The sequence below is a fragment of the Eisenbergiella tayi genome, assembly GCF_001881565.1.
GTDB lineage: Bacteria > Bacillota > Clostridia > Lachnospirales > Lachnospiraceae > Eisenbergiella > Eisenbergiella tayi.
The window spans coordinates 305,175-330,523 of sequence record NZ_MPDJ01000001.1 but is presented as its reverse complement, the minus strand read 5'-3'; the positions used below and the strand labels follow the sequence as shown (position 1 = coordinate 330,523).

21 protein-coding genes are annotated in these 25,349 nt (G+C 49.2%); 18 read left to right on the top strand and 3 right to left on the bottom strand.

All coding sequences use genetic code 11. The features are described 5' to 3' along the window. Positions 1 to 9: 9 nt before the first annotated feature. The 12 genes from BLA28_RS01355 (at position 10) to BLA28_RS01300 (ending at position 14,481) form a co-directional block, all read left to right on the top strand. Positions 10 to 882, top strand: a complete 873-nt coding sequence (locus BLA28_RS01355) for a sugar phosphate isomerase/epimerase family protein (protein WP_069155738.1) — start codon at positions 10 to 12, stop codon at positions 880 to 882. Positions 883 to 899: 17 nt separating this feature from the next. Further along, entirely contained in the window at positions 900 to 1,781 is an 882-nt protein-coding gene (locus BLA28_RS01350) for a class II fructose-bisphosphate aldolase (protein WP_069155737.1), read from the top strand. 50 nt (positions 1,782 to 1,831) lie between these two features. Beyond that, positions 1,832 to 3,280 carry an L-fucose/L-arabinose isomerase family protein gene (locus BLA28_RS01345; protein ID WP_069155736.1) on the top strand — a complete coding sequence of 483 codons (1,449 nt, stop codon included), beginning with the start codon at positions 1,832 to 1,834 and terminating at the stop codon, positions 3,278 to 3,280. A 12-nt stretch (positions 3,281 to 3,292) separates the two neighbouring features. Further along, entirely contained in the window at positions 3,293 to 4,366 is a 1,074-nt protein-coding gene (locus tag BLA28_RS01340; RefSeq protein ID WP_069155735.1) for an aldose epimerase family protein, read from the top strand. A gap of 11 nt (positions 4,367 to 4,377) precedes the next feature. Next, positions 4,378 to 5,310: an ABC transporter permease gene (locus tag BLA28_RS01335; RefSeq protein ID WP_034593471.1), complete on the top strand. Its 933-nt coding sequence runs from the start codon at positions 4,378 to 4,380 to the stop codon at positions 5,308 to 5,310. A 15-nt stretch (positions 5,311 to 5,325) separates the two neighbouring features. Then, a complete protein-coding gene (locus BLA28_RS01330; RefSeq protein WP_016359944.1) occupies positions 5,326 to 6,225 on the top strand; it encodes a carbohydrate ABC transporter permease in 900 nt (299 codons plus the stop codon). Between the two features lie 142 nt (positions 6,226 to 6,367). Further along, positions 6,368 to 8,161, top strand: a complete 1,794-nt coding sequence (locus BLA28_RS01325) for an extracellular solute-binding protein (RefSeq protein ID WP_044971214.1) — start codon at positions 6,368 to 6,370, stop codon at positions 8,159 to 8,161. A gap of 90 nt (positions 8,162 to 8,251) precedes the next feature. Then, a complete protein-coding gene (locus BLA28_RS01320) occupies positions 8,252 to 9,043 on the top strand; it encodes a sugar phosphate isomerase/epimerase family protein (RefSeq protein ID WP_069155734.1) in 792 nt (263 codons plus the stop codon). A 90-nt stretch (positions 9,044 to 9,133) separates the two neighbouring features. Then, positions 9,134 to 10,285 (top strand): Gfo/Idh/MocA family protein, encoded by a 1,152-nt coding sequence (locus tag BLA28_RS01315; RefSeq protein ID WP_069155733.1) that lies wholly within the window; start codon positions 9,134 to 9,136, stop codon positions 10,283 to 10,285. 75 nt (positions 10,286 to 10,360) lie between these two features. Beyond that, positions 10,361 to 11,212 carry a sugar phosphate isomerase/epimerase family protein gene (locus BLA28_RS01310; RefSeq protein WP_009254449.1) on the top strand — a complete coding sequence of 284 codons (852 nt, stop codon included), beginning with the start codon at positions 10,361 to 10,363 and terminating at the stop codon, positions 11,210 to 11,212. Between the two features lie 20 nt (positions 11,213 to 11,232). Further along, complete coding sequence (locus BLA28_RS01305; RefSeq protein WP_069155732.1) at positions 11,233 to 12,426, top strand: Gfo/Idh/MocA family protein; 1,194 nt, start codon at positions 11,233 to 11,235, stop codon at positions 12,424 to 12,426. Positions 12,427 to 12,873: 447 nt separating this feature from the next. Further along, on the top strand, positions 12,874 to 14,481 hold the full coding sequence (locus tag BLA28_RS01300; protein ID WP_242955394.1) for a four-carbon acid sugar kinase family protein: 1,608 nt from the start codon (positions 12,874 to 12,876) through the stop codon (positions 14,479 to 14,481). A gap of 1 nt (position 14,482) precedes the next feature. On the opposite strand, the gene BLA28_RS01295 is transcribed toward BLA28_RS01300, so the two are convergent. Next, positions 14,483 to 15,313, bottom strand: coding sequence for a helix-turn-helix transcriptional regulator (locus BLA28_RS01295; RefSeq protein ID WP_069155731.1), 831 nt, complete (start codon positions 15,311 to 15,313; stop codon positions 14,483 to 14,485). Positions 15,314 to 15,462: 149 nt separating this feature from the next. On the opposite strand from BLA28_RS01295, the gene BLA28_RS01290 reads away from it, so the two are divergent. From BLA28_RS01290 to BLA28_RS01280, 3 genes are read left to right on the top strand one after another with little or no spacing between them, the layout of a single operon-like run. Next, positions 15,463 to 16,281, top strand: coding sequence for a sugar phosphate isomerase/epimerase family protein (locus BLA28_RS01290; protein WP_069155730.1), 819 nt, complete (start codon positions 15,463 to 15,465; stop codon positions 16,279 to 16,281). 12 nt (positions 16,282 to 16,293) lie between these two features. After that, entirely contained in the window at positions 16,294 to 17,442 is a 1,149-nt protein-coding gene (locus tag BLA28_RS01285) for a Gfo/Idh/MocA family protein (protein WP_081329792.1), read from the top strand. 32 nt (positions 17,443 to 17,474) lie between these two features. Then, a complete protein-coding gene (locus BLA28_RS01280) occupies positions 17,475 to 19,292 on the top strand; it encodes an extracellular solute-binding protein (RefSeq protein WP_069155729.1) in 1,818 nt (605 codons plus the stop codon). A 96-nt stretch (positions 19,293 to 19,388) separates the two neighbouring features. Here the strand turns inward: BLA28_RS01280 and BLA28_RS01275 are convergent, their stop codons facing one another. Then, positions 19,389 to 21,110, bottom strand: coding sequence for a hypothetical protein (locus tag BLA28_RS01275; protein ID WP_069155728.1), 1,722 nt, complete (start codon positions 21,108 to 21,110; stop codon positions 19,389 to 19,391). Positions 21,111 to 21,375: 265 nt separating this feature from the next. On the opposite strand from BLA28_RS01275, the gene BLA28_RS01270 reads away from it, so the two are divergent. Beyond that, the gene (locus BLA28_RS01270) at positions 21,376 to 22,446 is read left to right on the top strand and encodes a diguanylate cyclase (RefSeq protein WP_069152104.1); all 1,071 of its coding nucleotides are present in this window, start codon (positions 21,376 to 21,378) and stop codon (positions 22,444 to 22,446) included. A gap of 34 nt (positions 22,447 to 22,480) precedes the next feature. After that, positions 22,481 to 23,746 (top strand): AfsR/SARP family transcriptional regulator, encoded by a 1,266-nt coding sequence (locus BLA28_RS01265; protein ID WP_009254439.1) that lies wholly within the window; start codon positions 22,481 to 22,483, stop codon positions 23,744 to 23,746. A 114-nt stretch (positions 23,747 to 23,860) separates the two neighbouring features. Here the strand turns inward: BLA28_RS01265 and BLA28_RS01260 are convergent, their stop codons facing one another. Then, positions 23,861 to 24,547 (bottom strand): hypothetical protein, encoded by a 687-nt coding sequence (locus tag BLA28_RS01260; RefSeq protein ID WP_069155727.1) that lies wholly within the window; start codon positions 24,545 to 24,547, stop codon positions 23,861 to 23,863. A gap of 241 nt (positions 24,548 to 24,788) precedes the next feature. Between BLA28_RS01260 and BLA28_RS01255 the strand changes: the two genes are divergently transcribed. Further along, a complete protein-coding gene (locus BLA28_RS01255) occupies positions 24,789 to 25,283 on the top strand; it encodes a DUF6106 family protein (RefSeq protein WP_009254437.1) in 495 nt (164 codons plus the stop codon). The last annotated feature ends 66 nt before the right edge of the window (positions 25,284 to 25,349 follow it).

Here is a 25,349-nt window from a genome sequence, read left to right as displayed (position 1 = left end):
GATTGAACAATGTATCAGGTATTAGATGTACGACTGCTGAAAATTCCGGGGACTGTGGAAGAACTGGCGCCGCTTGCCAGAGAATACGGATTTGACGGCCTGGATGTTCCGGAGGCGATTTTAGGGGACGAGAAAAAGGCGGATTCCGCCCAGGCGGCGATGAAGGAAAACGGTTTGAAATGGGGACTTCTTCCCACACCCGTTGATTTCTTTGATGAAACCATCGATGAGAAGAAATTTGAAGAAGCGCTGGAAATCCAGAAGCGCTGGGCGCAGCTGGGAGAAAAAATCGGCGTGAAATATGCCTATAACCATATCTGGCCCAGCAGCTCCAGGGAATTCGACGAAAATTTTGAATGGCATGTGAAGCGTCTGGAGAAGCTGCAGGAGGTTTTTGTCAATCACGGAATCCAATATGGCTTTGAATTCCTGGGGCCGAAGGAGCTTCGCGTAAGACATCCCCATCCGTTTGTACATACCATCAGCGGCGTCCTGTCCATCGCGGATGCGGCCGGAGGAAAAACTGGTTTCTTATTTGACACCTATCACTGGTACTGCGGAAGCGGAAGGCTGGATGATTTATACTTCGCAGCCCAGAACTGTCACCGCATGGTGAATTTCCACCTGAATGACGGTGTAGCGGGAAAAAGCAGGGATGAACAGGAAGATCAGGTACGGGCCATGCCGATGACCACCGGTATTATCGATGCGGCAAGGATTTATCAGCTTTTTGAAAAGAATGGCTATGAAGGGCCTGTGATGTGTGAACCCATGGTACCCTCTACGGACCGGTTTGCCGTACAGGATATAGAAAAGAGTATGGCAGAGGTCAAGGATGCTTTTAACAGATGCTCAGGAATCATTTCCACAGGCAGGAGATAAACGGGAGGAATTGCAGTATGGGAACAGGAGTTAAGAAAATGCTTCAGAAGGCTCTGGAAGAGGGATATGCGGTAGGATCCTTTTCCGCCAGATATCTGACCAACATAGGGCCGGTACTGGAAGCTGCGGTGCGGCAAAGCTCGCCGGTTATCGTTCAGGTATCTCAGAAGGAAATGAAGCGTTACGGTTCCACCTGCGGACAATTCGCAGATGAATACAGGCGGTGTATCAGGGAAATGGATATCCGTGTTCCGGCCGCGCTTCATCTGGATCACACCAAGGATCTGGATATCATACAGGCGGCGATAGATGCGGGATTTGACAGCGTTATGATAGATGCCTCAGAGCAGCCTCTGGAAAAGAACATGGAAATCGTGAAGAAAGTGGTTGCCATGGCACATGCCAAAGGCGTGGAAGTGGAAGCGGAAATCGGAAAAATATCGGCGAATGATTTGATAGAAACGGATTCAACCACACAGCTGTATACCGATCCTCAGGAAGCCGGTTATTTCGCAAAGGAGACAGCCGTTGATTTCCTGGCCGTATCCGTGGGAACCGTACACGGGGCTTACGGGACGAGAAAGCCTCATATCGAGCTGGAGAGGATACGGGAAATCAGGGAACAGGTATCTGTGCCGCTGGTACTGCACGGAGCGTCCGGGGTGCCGTCCCATCTTATAAAGGCGGCCATTTCATTGGAAGGCGGCGGAGTGAGCAAGATCAACGTGGCCACGGATCTGGAAGCAGCATTCTTAAGCGCGCTGGGTCTGGACAGTTCCATTACCAACGAGGCCGTGCTGAAGCTTCCTTCGGAACAGCTGGACAAAGCGCATGAGGCGGTTACCCGTGTCGTGGAAGAAAAAATGCGGGATTACCTTTTGAGCAGCCACAGGGCATAAAAAAACAGAGAGAAGCCGGAACGGCTTTAAAAAAAAGCAGAGGTGCAGATATGGGAATCAGGGAGAAATACCGGGATAAATACCGGGTGAAAATCGGCTTTGTGCCGACGAGGCGGGAAACCTTCAGTGAAACGGCCTTCCGTCTGGACAAAGCTGCGGAGACAAAGAAAAAAGTGGAAGAACGCCTGACAGCCATGCAGGTGGATTATGTAAACATTGACTTTTTGAATGAGGAAGGCCTGCTTTACCGAAGCAGGGATGCCGAGAAAGTGGCGGAGTACCTCAATCAGCAGAAGGTGGACGCTATTTTCATCGCTCATGTGAACTTCGGCTGTGAAGAGGCGGTGGCGCGTCTTGCTTCCATGGTAAGGAAGCCGGTGCTGCTGTGGGCCGTGCGTGATGATGCGCCGGAGCCGGAGGGCTACCGTTTCCGTGACGCCCAGTGCGGGGTGTTCGCCAGCAGTAAGGTGCTGTCCAGATTTGACATCCCGTTTACTTATCTGACCAATTGCTATACGGAGGATGTGAAATTCGAGAACGGTATCCGTAATTTCCTGGCGGCAGCAGGTGTGGCAAAGGCATTCAACGCGCCCAGGATCGGACAGATCAGCGTGAGGCCCGCCGCCTTCTGGTCGGTTAAATGCAACGAAGCCGAGCTTCTGGAGCGATTCGGAGTGGAGGTAATGCCCATTACCCTGGTGGAAATGCAGAAACGCTATCAGGATATCCTTCAGAAAAAGGGTACAGATTTTGAAGAAGAACTGGATCACATCATGAGCAAGGTGAAAGCGGAATGCGTCGGCAGAGAAGCGCTGGAAAGCATCTGCGCCATGAAGCTTGCAGTTTTTAACTGGGCGGAGGAAGAAAACCTGAGGGCTGCGGCAACACAGTGCTGGGCGCCTTTCACGGATATTTCAGGAATCGCCCCCTGCTATCTGATGGGAGACAGTACAGATGACGGTTTCCCCATCGCTTGTGAAAATGATATTCACGGCGCGCTGACGGCCATTATGGCCCTGGGAGCAAACGGCGCTTCCGAGCCTCCGTTCTTTGCGGATCTCACCGGCCGGCATCCCACCGACGATAATGCGGAGCTGTTATGGCACTGCGGCGTATTCCCGCCCGGACTGGCAAATGAAAAGGGTGTGACAATAGGCTGCCATCAGGGGAAAGGTTATAAGGGAGCCGGGCAGTTTGAACTGAAGCAGGGTGATATCACATTGCTGCGGTTTGACTCGCTGAAGGGAGATTACAAGCTGCTCTTCGGAGAAGGTAAGACTACACAGGGGCCTTACAGCAAGGGCACTTATGTATGGGCCAAATTCAACGACTGGCCGGCCTGGGAAAGAAAGTTTGTATGCGGCCCTTATATTCATCATTGTACAGGCGTTTACGGCAGCTATGCACATGTATTCCAGGAAGCGGTGAAGTATCTGAAGGGGGTGGAGCCGGATCCGGTATATCCCGCACAGGAGGCGCTGAATGAACGGTGGAAATAGGAAGGACGGCATATGAAAGGAATAGAAATTAAAAGCTTCGGAAATACATGGGACGGAAGAAAAGCCCTGTGCTGGACAATCACAAACGGGGCCGGGGCACAGCTGTCGCTCACCGATTTCGGAGCAAGGATTACCGGAATCTGCGTACCGGACAGAGACGGCAGGATGGAAGACGTGGTGCTGGGCTTTGACACCGCAGAGGAATTCACACAGAAGGGCCGCTACTTCGGAACCACGGTGGGCAGATACGCCAACCGGCTTGCAGGCGCATCCTTCCGTCTGAACGGAAGTGTATATAAGCTTTATGCCAATAAAGGGACCAACAGTCTCCACGGCGGAAAAAGCGGTTTTGACGATAAAATCTGGAAAGCAGACATTACCGGAGAGGACAGTATCCGTTTTACCTATGAGAGTGCGGATGGAGAAGAAGGATACCCCGGGAAAATGGATGTAACGGTCTGCTACCGTTTTACGGATGAAAATGAGGTGGAAATTACTTATCGTGCCGTATCGGATAAGGATACAATCATAAACCTCACAAACCATGCTTTTTATAATCTGAAGGGACATGGGAATGGCAGTATCCTGGGACATAAACTGAAGCTGTATTCATCCTTCTTCACGCCGGTAAATGCGGATATGGTGCCGGATGGCAGCATTCTTCCCGTGAAAGGGACGGTAATGGATTTTACCGGACTGCATCCCATCGGTGAGCAGATAGATAAAACAGACGAACAGCTGCGGCTGGCGGAAGGCTATGATCACAACTTTATCCTGCAGAAGGAAGAGCGCGGAAGCCTTTCCAAAGCGGCGGAGGTGGTTGAGCCGGAAAGCGGCAGGACAATGACGGTGTTTACGGACCAGCCCGGTATTCAGTTCTACAGCGGAAACCTGATGAAGCCGTGTACAGGTAAGGGCGGACGGGAATACGGAAAGAGAGATGCTTTCTGTCTGGAAGCACAGTGCTTTCCCAATTCCATGGAAGTGACGCACTTTCCAACGCCGGTGCTGCCGGCCAATGATACATATGAACAGAAGACGGTATACCGGTTCGGTATCTGCCGTGATAAGGAAAAGGGGGAATAGGTTTGCATGGGGTGAAAGTAAAAACAGGGACGGCAGGAAAAAACCGCAGCTCGAAAAAGTATCAGTTGTTTTTTATGGTATTTCCGTTTCTTATACTATTGTTTTTGTTCAGTTACCTTCCGCTTTACGGATGGGTATATTCGTTCTTTGATTACAGGCCGCCCAAAAGCCTGTCGGACTGTGCTTTCGTAGGAATCGACTGGTTCCGCAGCATGGTCAGCACACCGGAAAAGCGTTTGCAGCTGTGGGAAGTGCTGCGGAATACCTTTGTGATGAGCGGTTTGGGACTGCTGACCTCCTGGATGCCGATGGCTTTTGCCATCCTGCTGTCGGAAATCAGAAACAGACACTTTAAGAAAGCAGTGCAGACACTTACCACAATTCCCAATTTCATCAGCTGGGTTCTGGTTTACTCCATGGCTTTTTCCCTGTTTTCAACCAGCGGCATGATGAACACCTTCCTTCAGCAGCTGGGAATTCTGTCAAAGCCTGTGCAGTTTCTGCAGGACAATACCCACACATGGCTGAGCATGTGGCTGTGGGGACAGTGGAAGGGACTTGGCTGGGGCGCAATCATGTATCTGGCAGCCATATCGGGCATCGACCAGGAGCTGTATGAAGCAGCCCGGGTTGACGGCGCCGGAAGATTCCGGCTTATCTGGCACATAACCGTGCCGAGCCTTCTTCCCACCTTCTTCGTACTGCTGATCATGAATGTAGCCAACTTCCTGAACAACGGTATGGATCAGTATTTTGTTTTCCAGAATGCATTTAATACAAGCAAAATCCAGGTACTCGACCTGTATGTATATAACCTGGGTATCAAAGCAGGAAATTACTCCCTGGCAACGGCTATCAGTATGCTTAAGAGTATTGTCAGCGTAACGTTATTATTCACCGTCAACGGCATCTCCAAGGTGCTGCGCGGCGAATCCATCGTATAAAAGGAGGTGCGGCAGATGAAAAAGAAAAAAACATCCTTAGGTGACTGGATATTCAATATTTTCCTGGGATTGTTCTTCACCCTGTTCACCCTAATATGCATCTATCCCTTTTATTACCTGATTATCAATACGATAAGCGCCAATGATATCAGCGCCAACGGACAGATTATGTTCCTGCCGAAGGGAATTCATTTCCAGAATTACATAGATGTTTTCAAAATTCCCGACCTGGCGAGCGCGGCTTTAGTCTCCCTGGGAAGAACCGTACTCGGAACCATCGGAGCGGTTTTGGGAGCCGCTTATCTGGGATTTATGTTTACCCAGCAGAAAATGTGGGCCAGAAAATTCTGGTACCGTTTCACTATCATTACCATGTATTTTAACGCAGGGCTGATTCCCTGGTATATCACCATGAGGAACCTCCACCTGACCAATAATTTCCTTGCATATATACTGCCCGCTATCGTGCAGCCGTTTAATATCATACTGGTGAAAACCTATATGGAATCCATTTCACCGGCCCTGCAGGAAGCGGCGGAAATAGACGGTGCCAGCGTCATGAAGGTTTTTATGAAAATCATGCTTCCTCTTGCCAAGCCGATTATGGCGACAATAGCCATATTCGCTGCGGTAGGACAGTGGAATTCCTTCCAGGATACCCTGATTCTCATGACAAAACCGGCGCTGTACACCCTGCAGTTTTTACTGTATCAGTATATCAATCAGGCGAGCTCTCTCGCAGCCATGATCAAAAACGGAACGGTGATAAGCACCTCTTCGCTGGCTACGATGCAGACGCCTACTTCCATAAGGATGACGGTTTCCGTTGTTGTTATCCTTCCGATTCTGCTGGTATATCCTTTCTTCCAGAAGTATTTTGTCAAAGGAATCATGATTGGTTCCGTGAAAGGATGAGTTTGTTCAAAATGTTGGCAGAGGCAGTGAGACAGGTTAGATTATGAAAGGGGGAAAGGAGCAGAGAAAAAGAGTATGACTGCCGTTTTGGGGAAAACAGGCAATCAAAGAAATGTAAAAACAGATAAAAAAGGAGAAGAGTATGAGAAAAAGAAGTAAAAAAGTATTGGCATTATTACTTTCAGCAGTGATGGCAGCATCCGTGGCAGGCTGTGGTTCAAAGGGAACAGCCTCACAGCCCGCACAGGAAAACACGGCGGCCGGCACAGATGAGGCAGCCGGCACCGCAGCGGCGGAGGGAGAAGAAAACACAGGTTCGGCTTATGCGGATACGCTGACGATTGACGTATTTGCAGAAAATGCAAATTACCAGGGCCTTCAGAGCGGATGGTTTGCAAAGATAATCAAGGATAAGTTCAATATCGAGCTGAACATCATTGCACCCAATATTTCAGGACAGTCCATTTATCAGACACGTTCGGCAGCCGGAGAGCTGGGAGACATTGTCTGCCTGGGTTCTGAGAAAATGAAGGACTGCGTGGAAGCAGGACTGATTTATGATATGACGGATCTGGTGAAAGACAGTGCGATATTAAAGCCTTTTGAAGCAGGCGCACTGGGCTTGTCCGATTACTTCGGTACGGATGACAGAATCTATGCTTATCCCACCAATGCTTCGGGTGTGGCAAAGAATACGGAAGCCGCTCAGGTACGTAACGGTGCTCCTGAAAATGGTTTTTATACCAGATGGGATTATTACTATGAACTGGGCTGCCCGGAAATCAAGAATATGGACGACATTCTGACGGTCTGCAAGCAGATGCAGGATAATCATCCTACCAGCGATTCCGGAAAACCGGCATATGCGTTCTCACTGTTCCCGGATTGGGACGGCGATTCCATGACCTGTGCAAACAAGTATGCCATCATGTATGGTTATGGCGGAACGACAGGATATGTATTCTATAAGGCAAACGGAAAAGATTATTTTGATATTGCAGATGACAACGGCATTTATTACAAGACTCTGGAAATGTACTATAAGGCAAACCAGATGGGAATGCTTGACCCGGATTCCAGCACACAGAATTTTGATGATTTGAACGCAAAGGTTGCCGACGGCGCGGCTTTCAACTCTCCGTTCCCTATTTATCAGTACAATACTCCTGAGAATGTGGCGGAAGGCAAAGGCCAGGTATTTGTACCCGTTGGAGATATGGATTATGCACCTCTGGGACATTCCGTTCACGGACAGGGCGGTACCATGGCTATGGGCTCTACGGTAAAGGATCCGGAAAGAGTATTTGAGTTCTTTGAGTGGCTTAATTCCGAAGAAGCCATGATGCTCACCTTTGCAGGACCGGAAGGGCTTACCTGGGAAGAAAAGGACGGAAAGCCTTATCTGACCGAGTACGGCAAGGAAGCAATGCAGGGCGGAGATCCTCAGAATATACCCGTACCCGAAGAGTGGGGCGGCGGAAACTTCTCTGACGGCGCAAACCGTATCGTATCTTCCGTAGTATATAAGATGGATACCAACCCTACATACAATGAGCCTTATGATCCCTCCATGTGGTCTACAACCATGGAAGAAAACAGAACAAAGATTGACGATCAGTGGACGGAAACCTTTGGAGCTGAGTGGCCTCTTGATTATGTGGCAGAGAAAAATATGCTTGATCCCATGCCCGGTATTGCTTACCGGAAGCCTCAGGACAGCGGCGATATCAAAACCAAACGTTCCCAGTGCGGTGAGGTTATCAAAGAGTATTCCTGGAAGATGGTTTACGCAGAGGATGAGAATACATTCAAGTCTCTGTGGCAGGAAATGAAGGATAAGATCAAAGGCTTCGGTTATGATGAAGTACTCGCTTATGATCTGGAGAACCTGAAGGTTATCCAGAAAGCAACCGAGGAGGCACTGGCAGGAAATTAAGCGCGGTGTCAATGAAAACAGGCAATTGATTTGCGGGGGCCCGCCCGGCGGGCTCCCCGATGAGCCGGAAACGGCGGAAGGAGAGACACTATGAAAAAAGGTATCATCATCGGAATTCTTCAGAAATATCTTGGGGATAAAGAAAAACTGGACGAAGTTCTCGGCAGAGTAAAGGAAATGGGGTATGAGGCGATTCAATATATCATTCCCGATTATGTAACACCGGAAGAATATAAGGCTCTTCTTGACAAGCATGGCCTGAAGTATCTCTGCGTGGGTGCAAAATTCCAGGCAATGTCCGAGAATCCCCAGGCAATCCAGGATGCGATAAAGCTGTCTGATTTATTTGAAACAGACTATATCGACATCGATACCCTTCCTGTGGAAAACAGAAAGAGTGTGGAAGGCTATAAGGAATATGCGAAGAAGCTGAATGCCGTAGGCGCTGAAGTGAAAAAAGCGGGCAAGAAGCTCCTGTATCATCCTCATGCCCTGGAATTCGCATCCTTCGGGGATGGCTTAATCGGCCTGGATATCCTGATCCGCGAGACCGATCCGGAAGTTATTAATTTCATTCTTGATACACACTGGATGTCCTGCGGCGGCGTGGTTCTCGCCGACTGGATCCGTAAGGTGGAAGGCAGAATGAAAATCATACATTTCAAGGATTATGCCATCGAGCCCGGTATTGAAAGCTGCGAACAGGTAAACAAGCGTTTTGCCGAGGTGGGACAGGGAAATATCGACTGGCCTTCCGTAGTGGCGGCATGTAAGGAAACAGGCGTGGAATATGCGGTTGTTGAGCAGGATTCCTGCTATGATCTGGAGCCTTACGGCTGTGCACAGAGAAGCTATGACGGCATGGTGAAATACGGCGTATAAAGAACAGCTGAGAGCGTATTTGAAAATCGGGGGGAATTCATTTTCAAATACGCTCCGGGGAAGCCGCAGCGGCGGCAGGAGGGAAAGAAAGTGAAGGATGTATTTAAAATAGGTGTGATTGGATGCGGGGACATCAGTACAAGAAATTATGTTCCCAACATCATGGACCGTTTCAGCAACATGGAAATTTATGCCCTGTGCGACCTGAACAGAGAACGTGCCGAAAGCCTGGCTGCCGCGCACGGCATCGCCCATGTGCTTTCTCTGGATGAAATTTTTGAGGATCCGGAAATCGACGTGATCCTGAACCTGACCAATCCGCAGGTCCATTATGAGCTCAATATGCGTGCGTTGCGTTCCGGCAAGCATGTCTATTCCGAAAAACCGCTGGGGCTGAACCTGAAGGAAGCTTCCGACACCATAGCGCTTGCCAAAGAGAAAAACCTTTATGTAGGCTGCGCGCCGGACGTATTCCTGGGAGCGGGGGTACAGACCTGCAGGAAAGTCATTGAAGACGGCCTGATCGGGGATATCCTGAGCGCCAAGGTGGCAAATATGTACCATGGCCCGGAAAATATCCATCCGGCCCCGGATTTCTTCTATAAAATCGGAGCAGGCCCCATGCTGGATATCGGACCTTACGGTATTTCGGAAATGCTGTACTTTATGGGACCGGCCGAAGAGCTTTGCTGCTACGGCGGAATCGGCATCAATCCCCGTCCTATCAAGGATCACTATACCGATGTGGAGGTGAATACCCACTATAACGGTATCGTAAAATTTGCGGACGGCAGATGTGCCAGCGTGAATTTCAGCTGGGATACCTGGGGAGCGGAAAACGGCCCCTGTGTACAGGTATACGGGACAAAGGGTTCTCTTTTCCTCTCCGATCCTGATAATTATGGAGAGGGTAGCCGGGTGCATGTCCTTCTGGAAGAGGATATGCGTGATGAAAACGGAAAAATTTCACGGGATAAGACCAGCCGTTCCGGTGAATACAAGAAGGATATTCCCCTTGTATTTGACTGTCCCACGGAAAACAGAGGTTTGGGCTTATGTGAGATGATTGAAGCAATTAAGGAAGGACGTCCTTCCAGGGCGAACGGGGAGTTCGCCTGTCATGTGACAGAGGTGCTGGACGGCTTCAATATTGCCATAGCAACCGGGAAACCTTATAAAATGCAGACTACATTCCAGCAGATCAGCAGGATGCCCGAGGATTTTGTAAGTAAAATGCGGTAAGAGGATAACAGTTGAAACAGGTCTGCGTATCCATGTGCAGACCGCATGGATACGCAGTGACAGAGAGGAGAAGACATGAAAGGTGGATTACAGGCTTGTTCCGTTACAAAGGAGTTTCTTGAGGATACCTACGGAACATTAAAGAAAATGGCGGACTATGGCTACAAATACATAGAATCCGCAGGCACGATGTTCACACCGGAGCTGAAAGTGGATATGAAGGAGCTGAAAAAAATGATGGATGAGGTGGGTATTGAACACCCCTCCAAGCATTATTGCCCCTACCTTACCAGCGATCTGAACAGTGAGATCGAACGGCTTCACATTATCGGCGGTGATTATCTGGCGCTGGCTTCCGATTTCTTTACCAGCAGGGATGAGGTTCTCAGCCGTTGTGAGATGTACAATGAAACCGGAAAAATATGTAAGGAAAACGGAATTTCCTTTATTTATCATAATCATGCCCATGAATTCCAGAAATTCGGCGATAAGTCCGCTCTGGAGCTGCTTGTGGAAAATACGGATCCGGAATATGTAAACTTTGAAATCGATACCATGTGGGCATTCCGCGGCGGAGATGATCCGGTGGAAACCCTGAAGAAATTCGGAAAGAGAGTAAAGCTGCTGCATCTGGATGATTTCCATCCCAAGTATATGGATCACAGAAGCTTCTTTGACGGACTTCCGGAGAATCCGGTTATTACCGGGGAATTCTACGGCCAGTATAACATCGACGTGGCAACCGATATCGGAACCGGCGTGATGGATGTACAGAGTATTCTGGATGCTGCTGAGAAATATACGGATGTGAAGTACGGTTTCATTGAATTGAGCAGCGCCAACAGCCGTTATAAGGATGACATGATGAAAGCTGCTGAATTCGGAATCAACCAGCTGAAAAAATATAAAGGCGTAAGCTTTGTATAAAGGATGAAAGGAGTCAGGCAATGACAAACAGAGTTAAGGTCGGCATAGTCGGTGCCGGCGGAATCAGCTATACCTACCTGAAAAATTTGACAGAAACCTTCCATATTACAGAGGTGGTGGGAATCGCTGATATTATAGAGGAACGCAGCAAAAGAAGGGCGGAGCAGTTTCATATCCGTCAGATGACGGTGGAAGAAATCATGAATGATCCCGAAATTGAAATCGTGGTGAATCTGACCTATCCGCTTTCCCATTACATAATATCCAAGCAGGCCCTGGAATCAGGGAAGCACGTATTTGCCGAGAAGATGATGTCCACGGATTTTGAATCCGCACTGGAGCTTTATCAGCTGGCACAGAGCAAGGGGCTGCGCATCGGCCAGGCTCCCGATACGTTCCTGGGCGGCGCGCTGCAGACAGCCAGAAACCTGATTGACAAGGGTTTTATCGGAGAACCGGTAAATGCCCAGGCTATGGTGGCAAGATGCTACAATCTGACCCAGGATGAAAACCATCCTGACCTGCCGTTTGTTTTCACCGCAGGCGGAAGTATTCCCTACGATATGGGCTGCTATTACCTGCATGCACTGATTCATCTGCTGGGGCCGGTAAAAACGGTAGCGGGCCTGTCCAAAACCTTCCATCCCAAGGAGATGCAGCGTAATCCCAGAAACCCCGGCTACAACAAGCCGTTTGACATGAAGTTTCCCACTTCCATGACAGGGGCTCTGGACTTCTATAATGGCTGCTACGGCACATTTACCGCTATCAGCGACAGCCACAGGGAAGAGACGGCAAGACTGGAAATTTATGGTACGGAAGGAACCCTGATTCTTCAGGACCCCAACTATTTCTTCGGACCGGTTTATCTGGCGAGAGGCCAGAGGGGAGAAGAAATGGCGGCTATGCCTCTCACTCATGGCTACGGGCTGCATAATCCTGTTCCAGAAAATGCAACAGGAGAGGAAAGAACCTGGATCGACAGCTACCGCGGAATCGGTGTGGCGGATATGGCATGGGCCATCAGGAATAATCGTCCTCACCGCTGCAGCGGGGAGCTGGGACTGCATGCCATCGAGATTCTGGATGGTATTACGGAAAGCTGCAGGGAAGAAAAGACCTATCATATGACTACGAAACCGGATCAGCCGGCTATGCTGCCTCAGGGATTTATTTATGGGACGGCGGCGGAGGCTTGTTTGGATACGAAGTAAAAAATGGCTGCCGCAGGGGAATCTCTTGCGGCGGTATTTTTTTGGTGGGGGTGGGAACCGAATCCGCCCATCCCGCTGCGTCGGCTGGCTGTGTGGCCTTTGGATATGCTCCGTCTCCGGGTCTGTCCCCCACATGCCCCCGGGCAGGCAGTGTTTCCTGTGCGGGCACGCTCTCGCTCGGTTAAAAACGCAGCGGTACTAACGCTGCAGAGGACGCAGCGTAAGGACCGGCGTTTTTAAACGGCCCTTACAGGAAATCACTGCCTGTCCGGGGGCATGTGGGGGACAGACCCGGAGACGGAGCATATCCAAAGGCCACACAGCCAGCCGACGCAGCGGGATGGGCGGATTCGGTTCAGGGTAGGTTGTGGATGGCGTCGGAAGAGATTCAGGGCAGACAAAAGACAAGAGATAAGGGCTGTACTTGATTAATGGGAGGGGAGACGGATGGAAAGAGGTAAAAGGATTGGAAAAGATGAAAAGAGCGAAAGAGATGAAAGAATGGTTACAGATGAACAAACAGGAGGGAGTATAGGAATGAAAATGGATGGAAGAGTGGAAGCGGATGGGAAGATGGAGAGAGAGGTTGGGAGGACGATGGGGTTTGGTAAGGATGAGGTGTTTTTGAAGTGGGGGGAGAGAAGGGATGAGGAATGGAGTGAGGTGTGGGAGGAGAGGTATTGGGAGGTAATGGGACGGGAGAGGAGGAAGGTTGTGGTGCTGGATGATGATCCTACGGGGATTCAGACGGTGCATGGGGTTTTTGTTTATACGGATGCGGGGATGGAGAGTATCCGGGCGGGGCTGCTTGGGGAGGAGAGGGTGTTTTTTATATTGACGAATTCCAGGGCTCTGGGGGAGGAGGAGACGGTGCGGATGCATAGGGAGATTGGAAGGAAGGTGGCGGCAGCGGCTGAGGAATTGGGGGTGGAGTTTCTGTTTGTGAGCAGGGGGGATTCTACTTTGAGGGGGCATTATCCTGCGGAAACGGAGAGTCTGAGGGAGGGGCTTGAAGGGGAAGGGGGGTGTGTGGATGGCGAGGTTATCTGTCCTTTTTTTGAGGAGGGCGGTCGGTTTACGGCGGGGGATGTGCATTATGTGGAGATGGGGGGCGGACGGCTGGTTCCTGCGGGGGAGACGGAGTTCGCGAAGGATTCTTCGTTTGGTTATGTGAGCTCGGATCTGAAGGATTGGGTGGAGGAGAAGAGCGGAGGGAAGGTGAAGCGGGAGGATGTGGTTTCGGTTTCGCTGGAGGAGCTTCGGGAGTATCGGATTGGGGAAGTTGCGGATAAGCTGATGGGGGTGGAGCATTTCGGGAAGGTGGTTGTGAATGCGGTCTCTTATGAGGATTTGAAGGTTTTTGTGATTGCTTTGTTGGAGGCGTTGGGGAGGGGAAAGTATTTTCTGTTCCGGACGGCGGCTTCTTTTGTTAAGGTTCTGGGAGGAATGGAGGACAGGGCTTTGCTGGAGGGAGCGGATTTGTATGGGAATGTGAGAAGCCGGTTCGGGGGGCTGGTGGTTGTGGGGTCTCATGTGCAAAAGACGACAAGGCAGCTGGAGGTGCTCAGGAAAAGGGAAGGGCTTTGTTTTCTGGAATTTTCGGTCGAGGGTATCGGGGATGAGGAAAAAATGGAGGCGGAAAAGAGGCGGGTTCTGAAGGAAGCCGGAGAGCAGATGGCGGCGGGGGTGAGTGTGGTGATTTATACCGGAAGGCAGGTGCGGACGGCGGAGAGCGGGAAAAGAGAGGATAATCTGGCGCTTTCTGTGCGGATCTCGGAGGCGGTGACAGAGCTGGTGGGGAGAATGCCGGTTACGCCGCGTTTTCTGGTGGCGAAGGGAGGAATTACTTCCAGTGATATCGGGACAAAGGCTTTGGGGGTGAAGAAGGCTTTTGTTCCGGGGCAGATTCTCGCCGGGGTGCCGGTCTGGGTGACGGGGGAAGAGAGCCGTTTTCCGGGAATCCCTTATGTGATTTTCCCGGGGAATGTGGGAGCGGAGGATGCTTTGCTTCAGGTTGTGGAGAAGCTGGAGGCCGGAGCTGTTACGGGGGAGTGAGTCAGTGATCTTCCATAATAGTGATTATGGTTTCGGGGCGTTTTTTCTGGTAACGGTATTCCCTGGGGGTGCGGCCTACGTATTTCAGGAAGGCGCGGTTGAAGGTGCGGGGAGTGGGGAAGCCTACCTGATAACTGATTTCCGTTATGCCGAGGCTGGTTTCGGTCAGCAGGCGGCAGGCTTCGGAAATGCGCAGGGAGCGGATGTAGTCGCTGTAGGAGAGGTGGAGCTTCTGGGAAAAAAGGTGGGAAATATAGAATTTGCTCAGGTGCAGCCGGGTGGCCACCTGATCAAGGGATATTTCCTCCTTGTAATGGCCGATGCAGTAGTCCAGCAGCAGCTTGACGGTCTGGACGTCCACGTGCGGGGTATCCTCCAGTTCAGACAGAGCGAAGAGCTGGCCGAAGAGAATGAGAAGATAGCCTTTGGTCAGGTAATCACGGTAGCTGCCGGATTCCGTGCTGTCCTTTAAGGCAAGGATTTCCTGCATGGACCGCAGCACATGTCTGTTTTTTAAAGCGCCCGGTATCAGGGCGCTTTTTGGCACCTTTGACTGAAAGACGGAGGTGTATTCGGGGAGGATATCCATGGGGAAAAGAAGCAGGATATAATTTTCATCCGCAATTTTTTCGTAATGGTGTATCTGGTTGGGGAAGATAAAAAAGGCGTCGCCGGAGTTGATTTCGTATACCTTTTCTTCCACATAGGCCATGGCTTTTCCTTCGATCATTCCCACCAGCTCCAGGTGGTTGTGAAGGTGCGGGGCGTACGCCAGGCTCTGGCCGTAGATGCCGTAAATTTCATGTTTGGGGTTCTCAAAGAAAAAATTCATATAATGCCTCCCTGGACAGCAATAAATGTCTGATATTAACCATAGTATGACTTTTATTATAACATACAATGTCTTATTATGTAACCATGGAAACGAAAAAGCCTTAACAGGCGTCTTGTATACCGGGAAGGTATGCGGAAAGGAGTATTATGAAATTTCCTATTGCATTGCAGTTGTATTCCGTCAGGGATCTGCTGGAAAAGAACCTGGAAGGGGGACTTAAGCAGGTCAAAGAGCTGGGATATGACGGCGTGGAGCTGGCCGGTCTGTATGACCATACGGCGGCAGAGGTAAAAGAGATTCTGGATCGGGTGGGGATTCAGGCTGTTTCCGCTCATGTTTCTTTTACGGACATGCTTGAGGATCCGGAGGGGGTATTGAGTGATTATGCCATGCTGGGCTGCCGGTATGTGGCGATTCCTTATGTATCGGATGAATACCGTCCGGGGCATGAAGGATTTAAGGATTTGATAGAAGGGGCAAAGGTTCTTGGCGAGGCGGCGAAGAAAAAGGGAATGACGCTCTTATATCATAACCACGATTTTGAGTTCGCGCTCATTGATGGTGAGTATGCGCTGGATGTCCTGTATCGTGAGGTCCCTGCGTCGCTTCTGGAGACTGAACTGGATATCTGCTGGGTAAATATCAGCGGGGAGGATCCGGCCGCTTATATCAGAAAATACGCGGGCAGAGCGCCGGTTGTACATCTGAAGGATTTTATGCTCAAGGGCGATAAGCCGGAGCAGATGTATCAGCTGCTTGGTAAGGAAGAAAAACAGAATGCAAGGAATGAGGGCAATTTTGAATTCCGTCCGGTAGGTTTGGGATTACAGGATATTCCTTCGGTCCTGGATGCGTCTGCCGATGCGGGCGCTGAGTGGGTGGTAGTGGAGCAGGATGCTCCGTCTATGGGTAAGACTTCCATGGAATGTGCAAAGCTCAGTATCGATTATCTGAGAACACTGTAAGGAGGAACAAAAATGTCCGATGCAGTTTTAAGCCAGTTTACTCCTCCTGAAAGAGAAGTGAAAAAGGTATATGACAGGAAATTAAGGTTCGGGATTATCGGGACCGGATGGATTGCAGAGTCCCATGTGGAATGTCTGAAGGAAATGGAAGATGTGGAAATCGCCGCAGGGGCAGATTTGATTCCCGGTAAGGCGGAAGCATTTTTCAAGCGTTATGGACTGGAAGGGGTGCATTGCTACCCGGATCACAAGTCCATGATGGAAAAGGAAAAGCTGGATGCGGTATGCGTCTGTACATATAATACCACACATGCGGAATGTACGATTGACGCCCTGGAAAAAGGGATTCATGTAATCCTGGAAAAACCCATGTGCGTCACGCAGAAGGAAGCGGAAGATATCATCCGGGCGGAAAAGAAGAGCGGCAGGGTCCTTACGCTGGGCTTCCAGCCCCGTCTGGATGAAAACATGAAAATGATTAAGAAAATTGTGGATTCCGGAGAGCTTGGGAAAATTTATTATATCCAGACCGGAGGGGGCCGCAGAAGGGGGATTCCCAACAGTACTTTTATTGAAAAGAGTACCGCGGGAATCGGAGCGCTGGGAGATATCGGCTGCTATTCCCTGGATATGGTATTAAATGCCGTCGGCTATCCCAAACCGCTGACAGTGAGCGGCTATACCTCCAGCTATTTCGGACCCAATCCGAAATATAACAATCCGAAGGATGCGGCCAGATTTGATGTGGATGATTTCGCAGCGGCCTTTGTCCGGCTGGAGGGAGATATTGTCCTGGATTTCCGTATTGCATGGGCCATGCATATCGATACGCCCGGGGATACCATAATTATGGGAACAGAAGGCGCGCTGCGCATTCCTTCCACCGAGTGCTGGAACGGATCCGTGGGAGGCCCCATGAAGCTGTATAAGGATGTGGCGGGCGCACAGGTGGAGATGGAAATACCTCTGTGTGACGGGGAATATAACAGCCACGGTGTATTTTACAGCAAGCTGAGAGCCTTTATAGATGCCATACAGACCGGAGGCAGGGCACCTGTCCCTTCGGAACAAATCCTGTATAATCAGGCGATTATAGATGCCATTGTAAGATCCGCCGCCCTGGGGAGGGAAGTGGAGATACAGTATTCGGATATCAGTTAACCGGTTTCTTTTATAGAAAAGAGGGGGAAGAGATGATAAAAAAAGGGTTTCATAAAAACATTAAGAAAGCAGCTGCCTGGACGCTTACGGCCGTTATGGCCGCATCCCTGGCAGGCTGCGGGGGCGGTAAGGCGGATACGCCGGCTGTGAGCGAGACGGAGAAAAATACGGCTGTATCCGCTTCAGAAGAAGGGAACAGCGCAGCCGCAGAAAGTACCCAGTCGGGAGAAAGCAAATATGCGGATACGCTGACCATTGATTTCTTCACGAAGGATGCCAACTATCAGGGAATCCAGAGCGGCTGGTTTGCCAAAATAGTTAAGGATAAGTTTAACCTGGAAATCAATATTATCGCACCGAATATTTCAGGAGACGCAGTATACCAGACAAGGGCTGCGGCAGGAGAACTGGGGGATATCATTCATTTGAGTGCGGAACAGATGAAGGATTGCGTGGATTCCGGGCTCATAATGGACATTACGGAGCTGGCGGGTAACAGCGAGTCGCTGAAACGGTTTGAGACCGGAGCAAAATCCCTTTCCGATTATTTTGGGACAGGGGACGCTATCTATGCATTCCCTACGAACGCATCCACGGAAGCAAAACCTACGGACTGCTCCCAGATGAGATACAATGCGCCGGAAAACGGATTTTATACCAGATGGGACTATTATTATGAACTGGGCTGCCCGGAAATTAAGAATATGGATGACATGCTGAAGGTTTCCAAGCAAATGCAGGATAATCATCCGCTGAGTGATTCCGGAAAGCCGGCATATGCTTTTTCCCTGTTCCCTGACTGGGACGGAAAATGGCTTGCAACAGCCAGCAAGTACTGCATTATGTATGGCTACGGCGGTTCCACAGGCTATATCCTGTTCAATTCCGATGCCAGCAAAAGCTTCACGCTGGAAGATGAAGACGGTATGTACTATAAAGTGATTGAAATGTTTTACAAGGCTAACCAGATGGGTATCCTTGATCCGGATTCCAGCACGCAGAGCTTTGATGAGCTGACTGCGAAGGTAAAAGACGGCGCTGCATTCAGTTCTCCTTTCCCGATTACGGAATACAATACGCCTGAACATGTGGCGGAAGGAAAAGGCCAGGGCTTTGTACCGGTAGGAGATATGAATTATGCACCCCTTGGATATTCTCCTTACGGTCAGGGCGGCGCTGTGGCGATGGGAAGCAATGTGAAAGACCCGGAGCGTGTATTTGAATTCTTTGAGTGGCTGTCAACGCCGGAAGCGAATATGCTGACCTATGCGGGACCGGAAGGACTGACATGGGAAGAAAAGGACGGAAGGCCTTGTCTTACAGAATATGGAAAGAGCGCGCTTCAGGGCGGCAGCGTACAGAATGTGCCCGTACCTGAGGAATGGGGCGGCGGAAATTACGGAGACGGAAGCAACAAGCTCGTTACCTCCATTGATTATCAGATGGATCTTCATCCCAAATACAGGGAAACCTATGATACCGGTTCCTGGTCCAGCACGATAGAGGAAAACAGGAATAAGATCCATGATGAGTGGACGGAGGTTTATGGTTATGAATGGCCTCTGGATTATCTGGAAGCAAAGGATATGATTCATCCTTTCCCCGGAAATTCCTTCCGCGAGCCTGCCGATCCTTCGGATATTAAGACCATCCGTTCCGAATGCAACCAAATTCTTACGGAATACAGCTGGAAAGCTATCTATGCTTCCAATGACGATGAATTCCGTCAGTTATGGCAGGAAATGAAGGATAAGCTGGACGGCTTCGGATACCAGAAGGTACTGGAATTTGACTGGAAGAATTTTGAAGATGCAAAGGTGGCGGTACAGGAAGTGCTGAACGCAGGCTGAGTAAAAATAGAATAGAGTTGAAGGATAAAAAATCCGTTCCCTGGTTGGAGGAAAGACCAGGGAACGGATTCTTTTCTGCTATTTTTAAAATAATACTTATTTTTTGGAGCGCAGAAGCCGAAAGAATCGATAGGTACCATTGCACATGGATATCCGTATCTGCCGTTCTCCCTTGGCGCCCGGTACCGGATAGTATTCCTGTCCGTTTTCCAGATCACAGATGCCTGTGAGAGTGGGATCGTTCAGTATAATACCGGCCTCGGAAGGCGAATTATGATAGGATAAAACACCGAAGGTATCATTGTCATACAGGAACAGATTGCATCTGGGCTGCATGTCCAGGTATACCGGAAGCTTTGCGGAAAATACCTGATGTATAAGCTTGTTTACGGTTCCGGGAATCCGGTACAGGTCGCTGAAATCATCCGGTATGGTCAGGACAAGCAGCTGCCCTTTTCCGTAAAAATCACGGGTGAGAAGCGGGAAATTGCTGTATTCCGAAACAAATGCCAAATCACACCAGGTGGCGTTTGTCTTATACTGGAGCACGTCGGCACGGATAGGCTCAGCGCCTTCGTAAGCCGCCGGAGGACCTGCCTGGAATACATCCGCCCAGTATTCCCTGCCGGCTGCCTTGCGTCCGGTAAAGGAAAGAGAAGTCATTTCCCGGATACCCTTTGCTTCACAGGCCTTCAGGAATCCGCTTGTAACAACAGCTGTATTTCCGGCAGCAACATATGTTTTCAGCTTTTCAACAATAGCCCGGTCACATGCTGCGCTTGCGGTCAGCAGGACGAAAGGCTCGGAATCCGGGAAACAGGGCATGGGTTCCAGAGGAAGTCCGGTCATACCCAGATAATTCATCAGCTGATCCTCACCATCCGCATCATAAGGCTCATAAACAGGAAGGCCATAAGGGGTTCCCAGCTGTGTAAGCAGATTGTCAATCCGCGTAAGCTGATGGCCGAGGGGCGGAATCACCTGAGAATCCGTGAGCTCGGAAAAGCTGAACAGAGTGAGCTCTTTGGCGCCGGCAAGCAATGTGAGAATCGCCTGCTCCAGCCAGATATTGATATTGGCTTCACTGTCTCCCTGATCGATCCAGCCGCCTCCGTTTTTTCCGGGAGCTGTATTTTCCATCAGCCGGATCATGCTGTAGCTCAGATACCGCTGCAGATGCTGCTGGCTGTATTTGGGATGTCTGGATTCCGTACCGGTATAAATGCCGTCGAAAATATCCTTTTGCACGCGGGGATTATAGCCGCATTCCTGATAGGATTCATACCAGTTGGGATATTTAATGAAAAAAAAGCATTTGGGATTTACTTCTTTTGCCGTCCGGACCATTTCTTCCGAAAAATCCGCCATCTGCTTCAGACGGAAGTCCGCCCAGGTCCGCTGTCCCTTTTCTTTGATGCAGTCTTCACAGCGGCAGGAGGTAAAGAAGAAATCATCCAGTATGATCTCATCGAATTCAGAAGCCGTATATCTGACAACTTCGAGAAATTTATTCCTGTAAGCCGGGTCGGTAAAGCAGAAGGTATCAAAAATACGGGTTTTGTGGTCGTCAGATAAACGGACCGTTGATGTGATGGCCCCGCTGATTTGGATTCCGGCTTCCTGGAACATTTTTTTGATTTTCTGAAGCTTGTCTTTCGGCACATCATAGATTTCCCGGTGTGTATCCAGATAGACCTTGTCTAACCCCAGATATTGTTTGAAAAAATCAATCCCTTTCTGGATTTCGGATAAATCTGTCTGTGCCAGAAACTCGCCTCTCACATAAGAAGCAATTTTAAAATTCTGATAGTGCTGCATGGTAACCCTCCTTTAATAAAAGTGAATTGCGGTATTGCTAAGCTTATTATAATGGAAGGAACGTTAAGTAACAGCAATATAGGAAAGAAAGCCGTTTTTTTGATATGCAAAGTCGGATTTTTGATTATGCCCATTCAAATTCATATATAATAAATTATGACATTCGTGTCTCAAACCTTGATTTATTAGTACCACTGTGATATTTTTAAGATATATTGAAATTTTTTTGCCGGTAAAAACTTGACAGTTTTAAGGGGGAATGTAAATGCTTATAGACCCTATAGAGAAGGAACTGAAAAAACTTCAGGAAGAGAATTCCCGGCTTAAAATTTTAAGCGAGGTGGATGGCCTTACAGGGTTGTATAACCGGTTGGCAGGCGAAAGGCTCATAAATGACAGGCTGCAGAAAAATGCCGGGGGCAATTTTATGGTGGTTGACGTAGATGGCTTTAAAAAGATCAACGACCAATACGGCCATTTGTTCGGAGACGATGTACTTCGCGGACTTGCGGCGCTTATGAAAGAAATTTTCGGCGGAGAGAATCTGGTTGGCCGGTTCGGCGGGGATGAGTTTGTCATTTTTACCGTTAAGGAATGGGATGCCGGAAAAGCCATAGAAAAGGGAAAGGAACTTATCAGGCGGATGGAGGCAATGGGACGGAAAATGGGTGTAAAAGACCGTTTTTCCGCAACGATCGGCCTGTCTGCCTATCAGGATAAGGATACCTATTCATCCATGTTCAGCCGGGCTGATTTTGCGTTGATGCAGGGAAAAAAGAGCGGAAAGTCAGCTGTCTATTATTACAGAGAGCTGCATAATGAATCCCGGCCTGTCGCTGCTGCGGAAAGTAAGGGCGCCGAGGATACCGGGATAGACCGTGATATGGAACTTATCTGGATGGATCTGAGAGAAAAAGGCAGGCCTCAGGGGGCTTACTGCCAGGATTATCAAACCTTTAAACGTCTTTACCGGTTTGTGGAACGGGGACTGATGCGTGTGCCTTCCAGCGCCTATACGGTCTTGCTGACTTTGGTGGATGACAAGAAAGAATATGTGACGCTTCAGGATCAGGAGCACTTGATGACGGGCCTGGGAGAGGCCATCAGGCGTTCTTTGAGAAGCGGGGACGTATACACTCAATACAGCAGCTGTCAGTTCCTTCTTATGGTTATGGGAACCAGTCTGGAAAATGCATGGAAGGTCGTGGAACGGATCCGGAATAATTATTCCGGGGAGGCGAAGGAGCATTCCGTGTATATCGGTTCCAATATCCGTCCGCTTCAGTCGGCGGACAAGGGCATGACTCAAATTGGTGACGGAAGGAAATTGATGTAAAGGGATACATAAGAAATGGAGTGCGGACGGAAGAATGAATAGAAGGTTGGAAGACAAAACGATTTTAAAAGTAAACATGCTGGGAGGCTTTTCCCTTGTTTATGGGAATAAGCCGGTGCCCAATAATTATTCAGGAACATCCAAAATGATGCAGCTGTTCCAGATTCTTTTGTACGCAGGAAGAGAGGGAATTTCCAGGGGGGAGTTGATTGACCGCCTATACGGAAGAGAGGATTTGGAGGATGCGGGAGCGACGCTGAGGGTAAATATTTACCGGCTCCGAAAATATATCCAGAAACTGAAATGCTTTGAAAATGATGATTGTATCTGGTTCCAGGAAGGGGTATACCGGTGGAATTACACGGCGGTTCCGTTGGAACGGGATACGGACCATTTTAATACGACGGCGGAAGCTGCATTGAAGGAAGAAAATCCGGAAATCAAAATGGAGCTGCTGAAGGAAGCCTGCCGGATGTACCGTGGGGAATTCCTTCCGGAACTGGCGGGAGAAGAATGGGTGGCCATTGAAAGCTGTAAGTATCAGAAGCTGTATGTGGACTGCATTAATGAAGCGGCGGTTCTCCTGAAGGAAAACGGACAGTTTGCGGAGCTTCTGGAGCTGAGCAGCCAGGCCAGCAGTATTTACTATTTCGAAGAATATTATCTGATGCAGATTGACTGTCTTATGGCTTTGGGAAGATACAAGGAAGCCATGGAGATATATGAGACAGCGGCTGCTTTCTATTTTGAGGAACTGGGTCTGGAGCCCTCTGAGGAAATGCTGGACAGGTTCCGTCAGATGAGGGATAAAATCCATTACAATGCATCGGTGATCAGCGATATCAAACATGGCCTGCAGGAAGGGGAAAACAATAACGGCGCTTATTTCTGCAGCTATCCCGGCTTTGTGGACTGCTACCACATTGTCTGCCGGATGTCGGAACGCAGCGGACAGCCCGCTTTCCTTATGCTTTGTACCCTTGTGGACAGCGAGGATGTGCCTCTGACGGAGGAGGCCAGGCTCGGCAATTACATGGATAAGCTCAAGAGCGCTATCCGTTCCGCGCTGCGCAGGGGAGATTCCTTTACACGCTATGGAAACAATCAGTTCCTTGTACTTCTTGTAGGGATCAAGCAGGAAAACTGTGCCATAACCCAGAGCCGTATCACCAACTGCTTTTTAAGCTACGGGCTGCGGGGAAAGATTTCTGTCCGTTATGAGATTTATCCTGCAACAGAAGAGGAAGGTACGGCCGGCAATCTCCTGTTCCATCAGAACAATGACTGGCAGAATGCATAATTAACCGGGGCAGGGAAACCGGGTTGGATCGGAAAGGACACCGTTAAAAACGGTGTCCTTTCCTGCGCATTCATTTATACAAGGGTACAATTCAGCAGCCCGGAATTTTTTGTTCTATTCCATATTCATGTATTCCAGGAATTTGACTGCATTATCCACATGCTCCGAGTTGACAACAATTCCGAATAAAGCGTCATTGGTTACGGCATAAGCACCTGTCTCCACCACTTTGGGTGCATCCGCAAACTGGATGCCGATGGGAACCTCTCCCTGATCATCATCCGGAATATCATAATAGAAGAAGCGGTCCTGATACTTATCGATAAGCTCCTGAGGCAGCACCTCATTCAGATTGCAGAAATATCCGGGCTCCGCATAATTGGTGAAGGTTGAAGTATCAGCCATAATGACATCAAGTTCTTTGGCGGCAACCAGAGCCATAAGCTTCTGCACATTAGCCATGGTATACTGATCCGTTGCCTCCTCCTGTATGGTGAAATTCATTTCCAGGGAGGTGGAGTATTCCTTGGTATCAATCTGCGCATATTCATCAAAACCACTCATGAAAGCTTCTGTATCCATCTCGGAATAGCCATTGATAAATAATACGGAAAGCGCACTGTCCTTGGCTGTGACAATGGTATAAATCAGGTTGGCCGCGAAGGCAGCAACCAAAATGGTTACCAGGGTCGGAATCCTGTAATATTCCCAAAAGTACTGAAATTTTTCCTTGGGTGTTTTTCCGGCCAGTTTTTTGTGCTGGGCTTTGATTTCATCTGAAACGGAATTTCCATCTGCCATAATTATCCTCACTTCTGCTGTCGTACAGCTCTTTAGTCCTTTTTACTATGATAATCGGTTGTTTAAATGATGTCAATGAAGCGTTTGGGACAACCTCTAAAATTTTTCTAAAATCCTTGTGAATTTTTGGCGAAACACAGGTTTTGAAGGGATTCTTACTTGCATGTTACCGGATTTTGTAATATCATATATCCTAAGATAGCGGCGGGTAAACTGTCTGGCTGAAAGGGTGGAATGTATAATGGAGACTTATGTTGAATGTATGGTTCAGAAAAAACCGAGCGGGGCGATGACGGCTCTCAAGATATTATTGATTGGTATTGCTGCGGTTACCGGACTGCTGGGAATCATGGGACTTATTGTTTTCCTGATTATTGCGGTGGTTGCAGGTGTAGGCGCATATTTTGTCAATCTGAATGCCAATCTGGAGTATGAATATCTGTATGTGGACAAGCAGCTCACGGTGGATAAGATTATGGCGAGGACCAGACGTAAGAAGGTGGAAACCTTCGATATGGAAAGAATGGAGATTCTGGCCCCCATCAAATCATGGCATCTGGATGATTATAAAAACAGGCAGCTGAAAGAGGTTAATTACAGCAGCGGTGTGGAACAGCAGCCCGACATCCGTTACTGCATGATATATAATGGAGAGAAGAGAGTTATTTTCGAACCCAATGCCGCCATGGTTACGGCAATTAAATCAGTTGCACCAAGAAAAGTTTTTACGGATTGACAAGTGTCCGTAAGTCTGGTACACTTTTCAAAACACAAAACTGTCAGTAAGCTTACTGGCAGTTTT

Excerpts from the sequence above, each read along its gene's own strand:
- BLA28_RS01355 (WP_069155738.1), top strand. The coding sequence starts at position 10 with ATGTATCAGGTATTAGATGTACGACTGCTGAAAATTCCGGGGACTGTG.
- BLA28_RS01350 (WP_069155737.1), top strand. The coding sequence starts at position 900 with ATGGGAACAGGAGTTAAGAAAATGCTTCAGAAGGCTCTGGAAGAGGGA.
- BLA28_RS01345 (WP_069155736.1), top strand. The coding sequence starts at position 1,832 with ATGGGAATCAGGGAGAAATACCGGGATAAATACCGGGTGAAAATCGGC.
- BLA28_RS01340 (WP_069155735.1), top strand. The coding sequence starts at position 3,293 with ATGAAAGGAATAGAAATTAAAAGCTTCGGAAATACATGGGACGGAAGA.
- BLA28_RS01330 (WP_016359944.1), top strand. The coding sequence starts at position 5,326 with ATGAAAAAGAAAAAAACATCCTTAGGTGACTGGATATTCAATATTTTC.
- BLA28_RS01325 (WP_044971214.1), top strand. The coding sequence starts at position 6,368 with ATGAGAAAAAGAAGTAAAAAAGTATTGGCATTATTACTTTCAGCAGTG.
- BLA28_RS01320 (WP_069155734.1), top strand. The coding sequence starts at position 8,252 with ATGAAAAAAGGTATCATCATCGGAATTCTTCAGAAATATCTTGGGGAT.
- BLA28_RS01310 (WP_009254449.1), top strand. The coding sequence starts at position 10,361 with ATGAAAGGTGGATTACAGGCTTGTTCCGTTACAAAGGAGTTTCTTGAG.
- BLA28_RS01305 (WP_069155732.1), top strand. The coding sequence starts at position 11,233 with ATGACAAACAGAGTTAAGGTCGGCATAGTCGGTGCCGGCGGAATCAGC.
- BLA28_RS01300 (WP_242955394.1), top strand. The coding sequence starts at position 12,874 with ATGGAAAGAGGTAAAAGGATTGGAAAAGATGAAAAGAGCGAAAGAGAT.
- BLA28_RS01295 (WP_069155731.1), bottom strand. The coding sequence starts at position 15,313 with ATGAATTTTTTCTTTGAGAACCCCAAACATGAAATTTACGGCATCTAC.
- BLA28_RS01290 (WP_069155730.1), top strand. The coding sequence starts at position 15,463 with ATGAAATTTCCTATTGCATTGCAGTTGTATTCCGTCAGGGATCTGCTG.
- BLA28_RS01285 (WP_081329792.1), top strand. The coding sequence starts at position 16,294 with ATGTCCGATGCAGTTTTAAGCCAGTTTACTCCTCCTGAAAGAGAAGTG.
- BLA28_RS01280 (WP_069155729.1), top strand. The coding sequence starts at position 17,475 with ATGATAAAAAAAGGGTTTCATAAAAACATTAAGAAAGCAGCTGCCTGG.
- BLA28_RS01275 (WP_069155728.1), bottom strand. The coding sequence starts at position 21,110 with ATGCAGCACTATCAGAATTTTAAAATTGCTTCTTATGTGAGAGGCGAG.
- BLA28_RS01270 (WP_069152104.1), top strand. The coding sequence starts at position 21,376 with ATGCTTATAGACCCTATAGAGAAGGAACTGAAAAAACTTCAGGAAGAG.
- BLA28_RS01265 (WP_009254439.1), top strand. The coding sequence starts at position 22,481 with ATGAATAGAAGGTTGGAAGACAAAACGATTTTAAAAGTAAACATGCTG.
- BLA28_RS01260 (WP_069155727.1), bottom strand. The coding sequence starts at position 24,547 with ATGGCAGATGGAAATTCCGTTTCAGATGAAATCAAAGCCCAGCACAAA.
- BLA28_RS01255 (WP_009254437.1), top strand. The coding sequence starts at position 24,789 with ATGGAGACTTATGTTGAATGTATGGTTCAGAAAAAACCGAGCGGGGCG.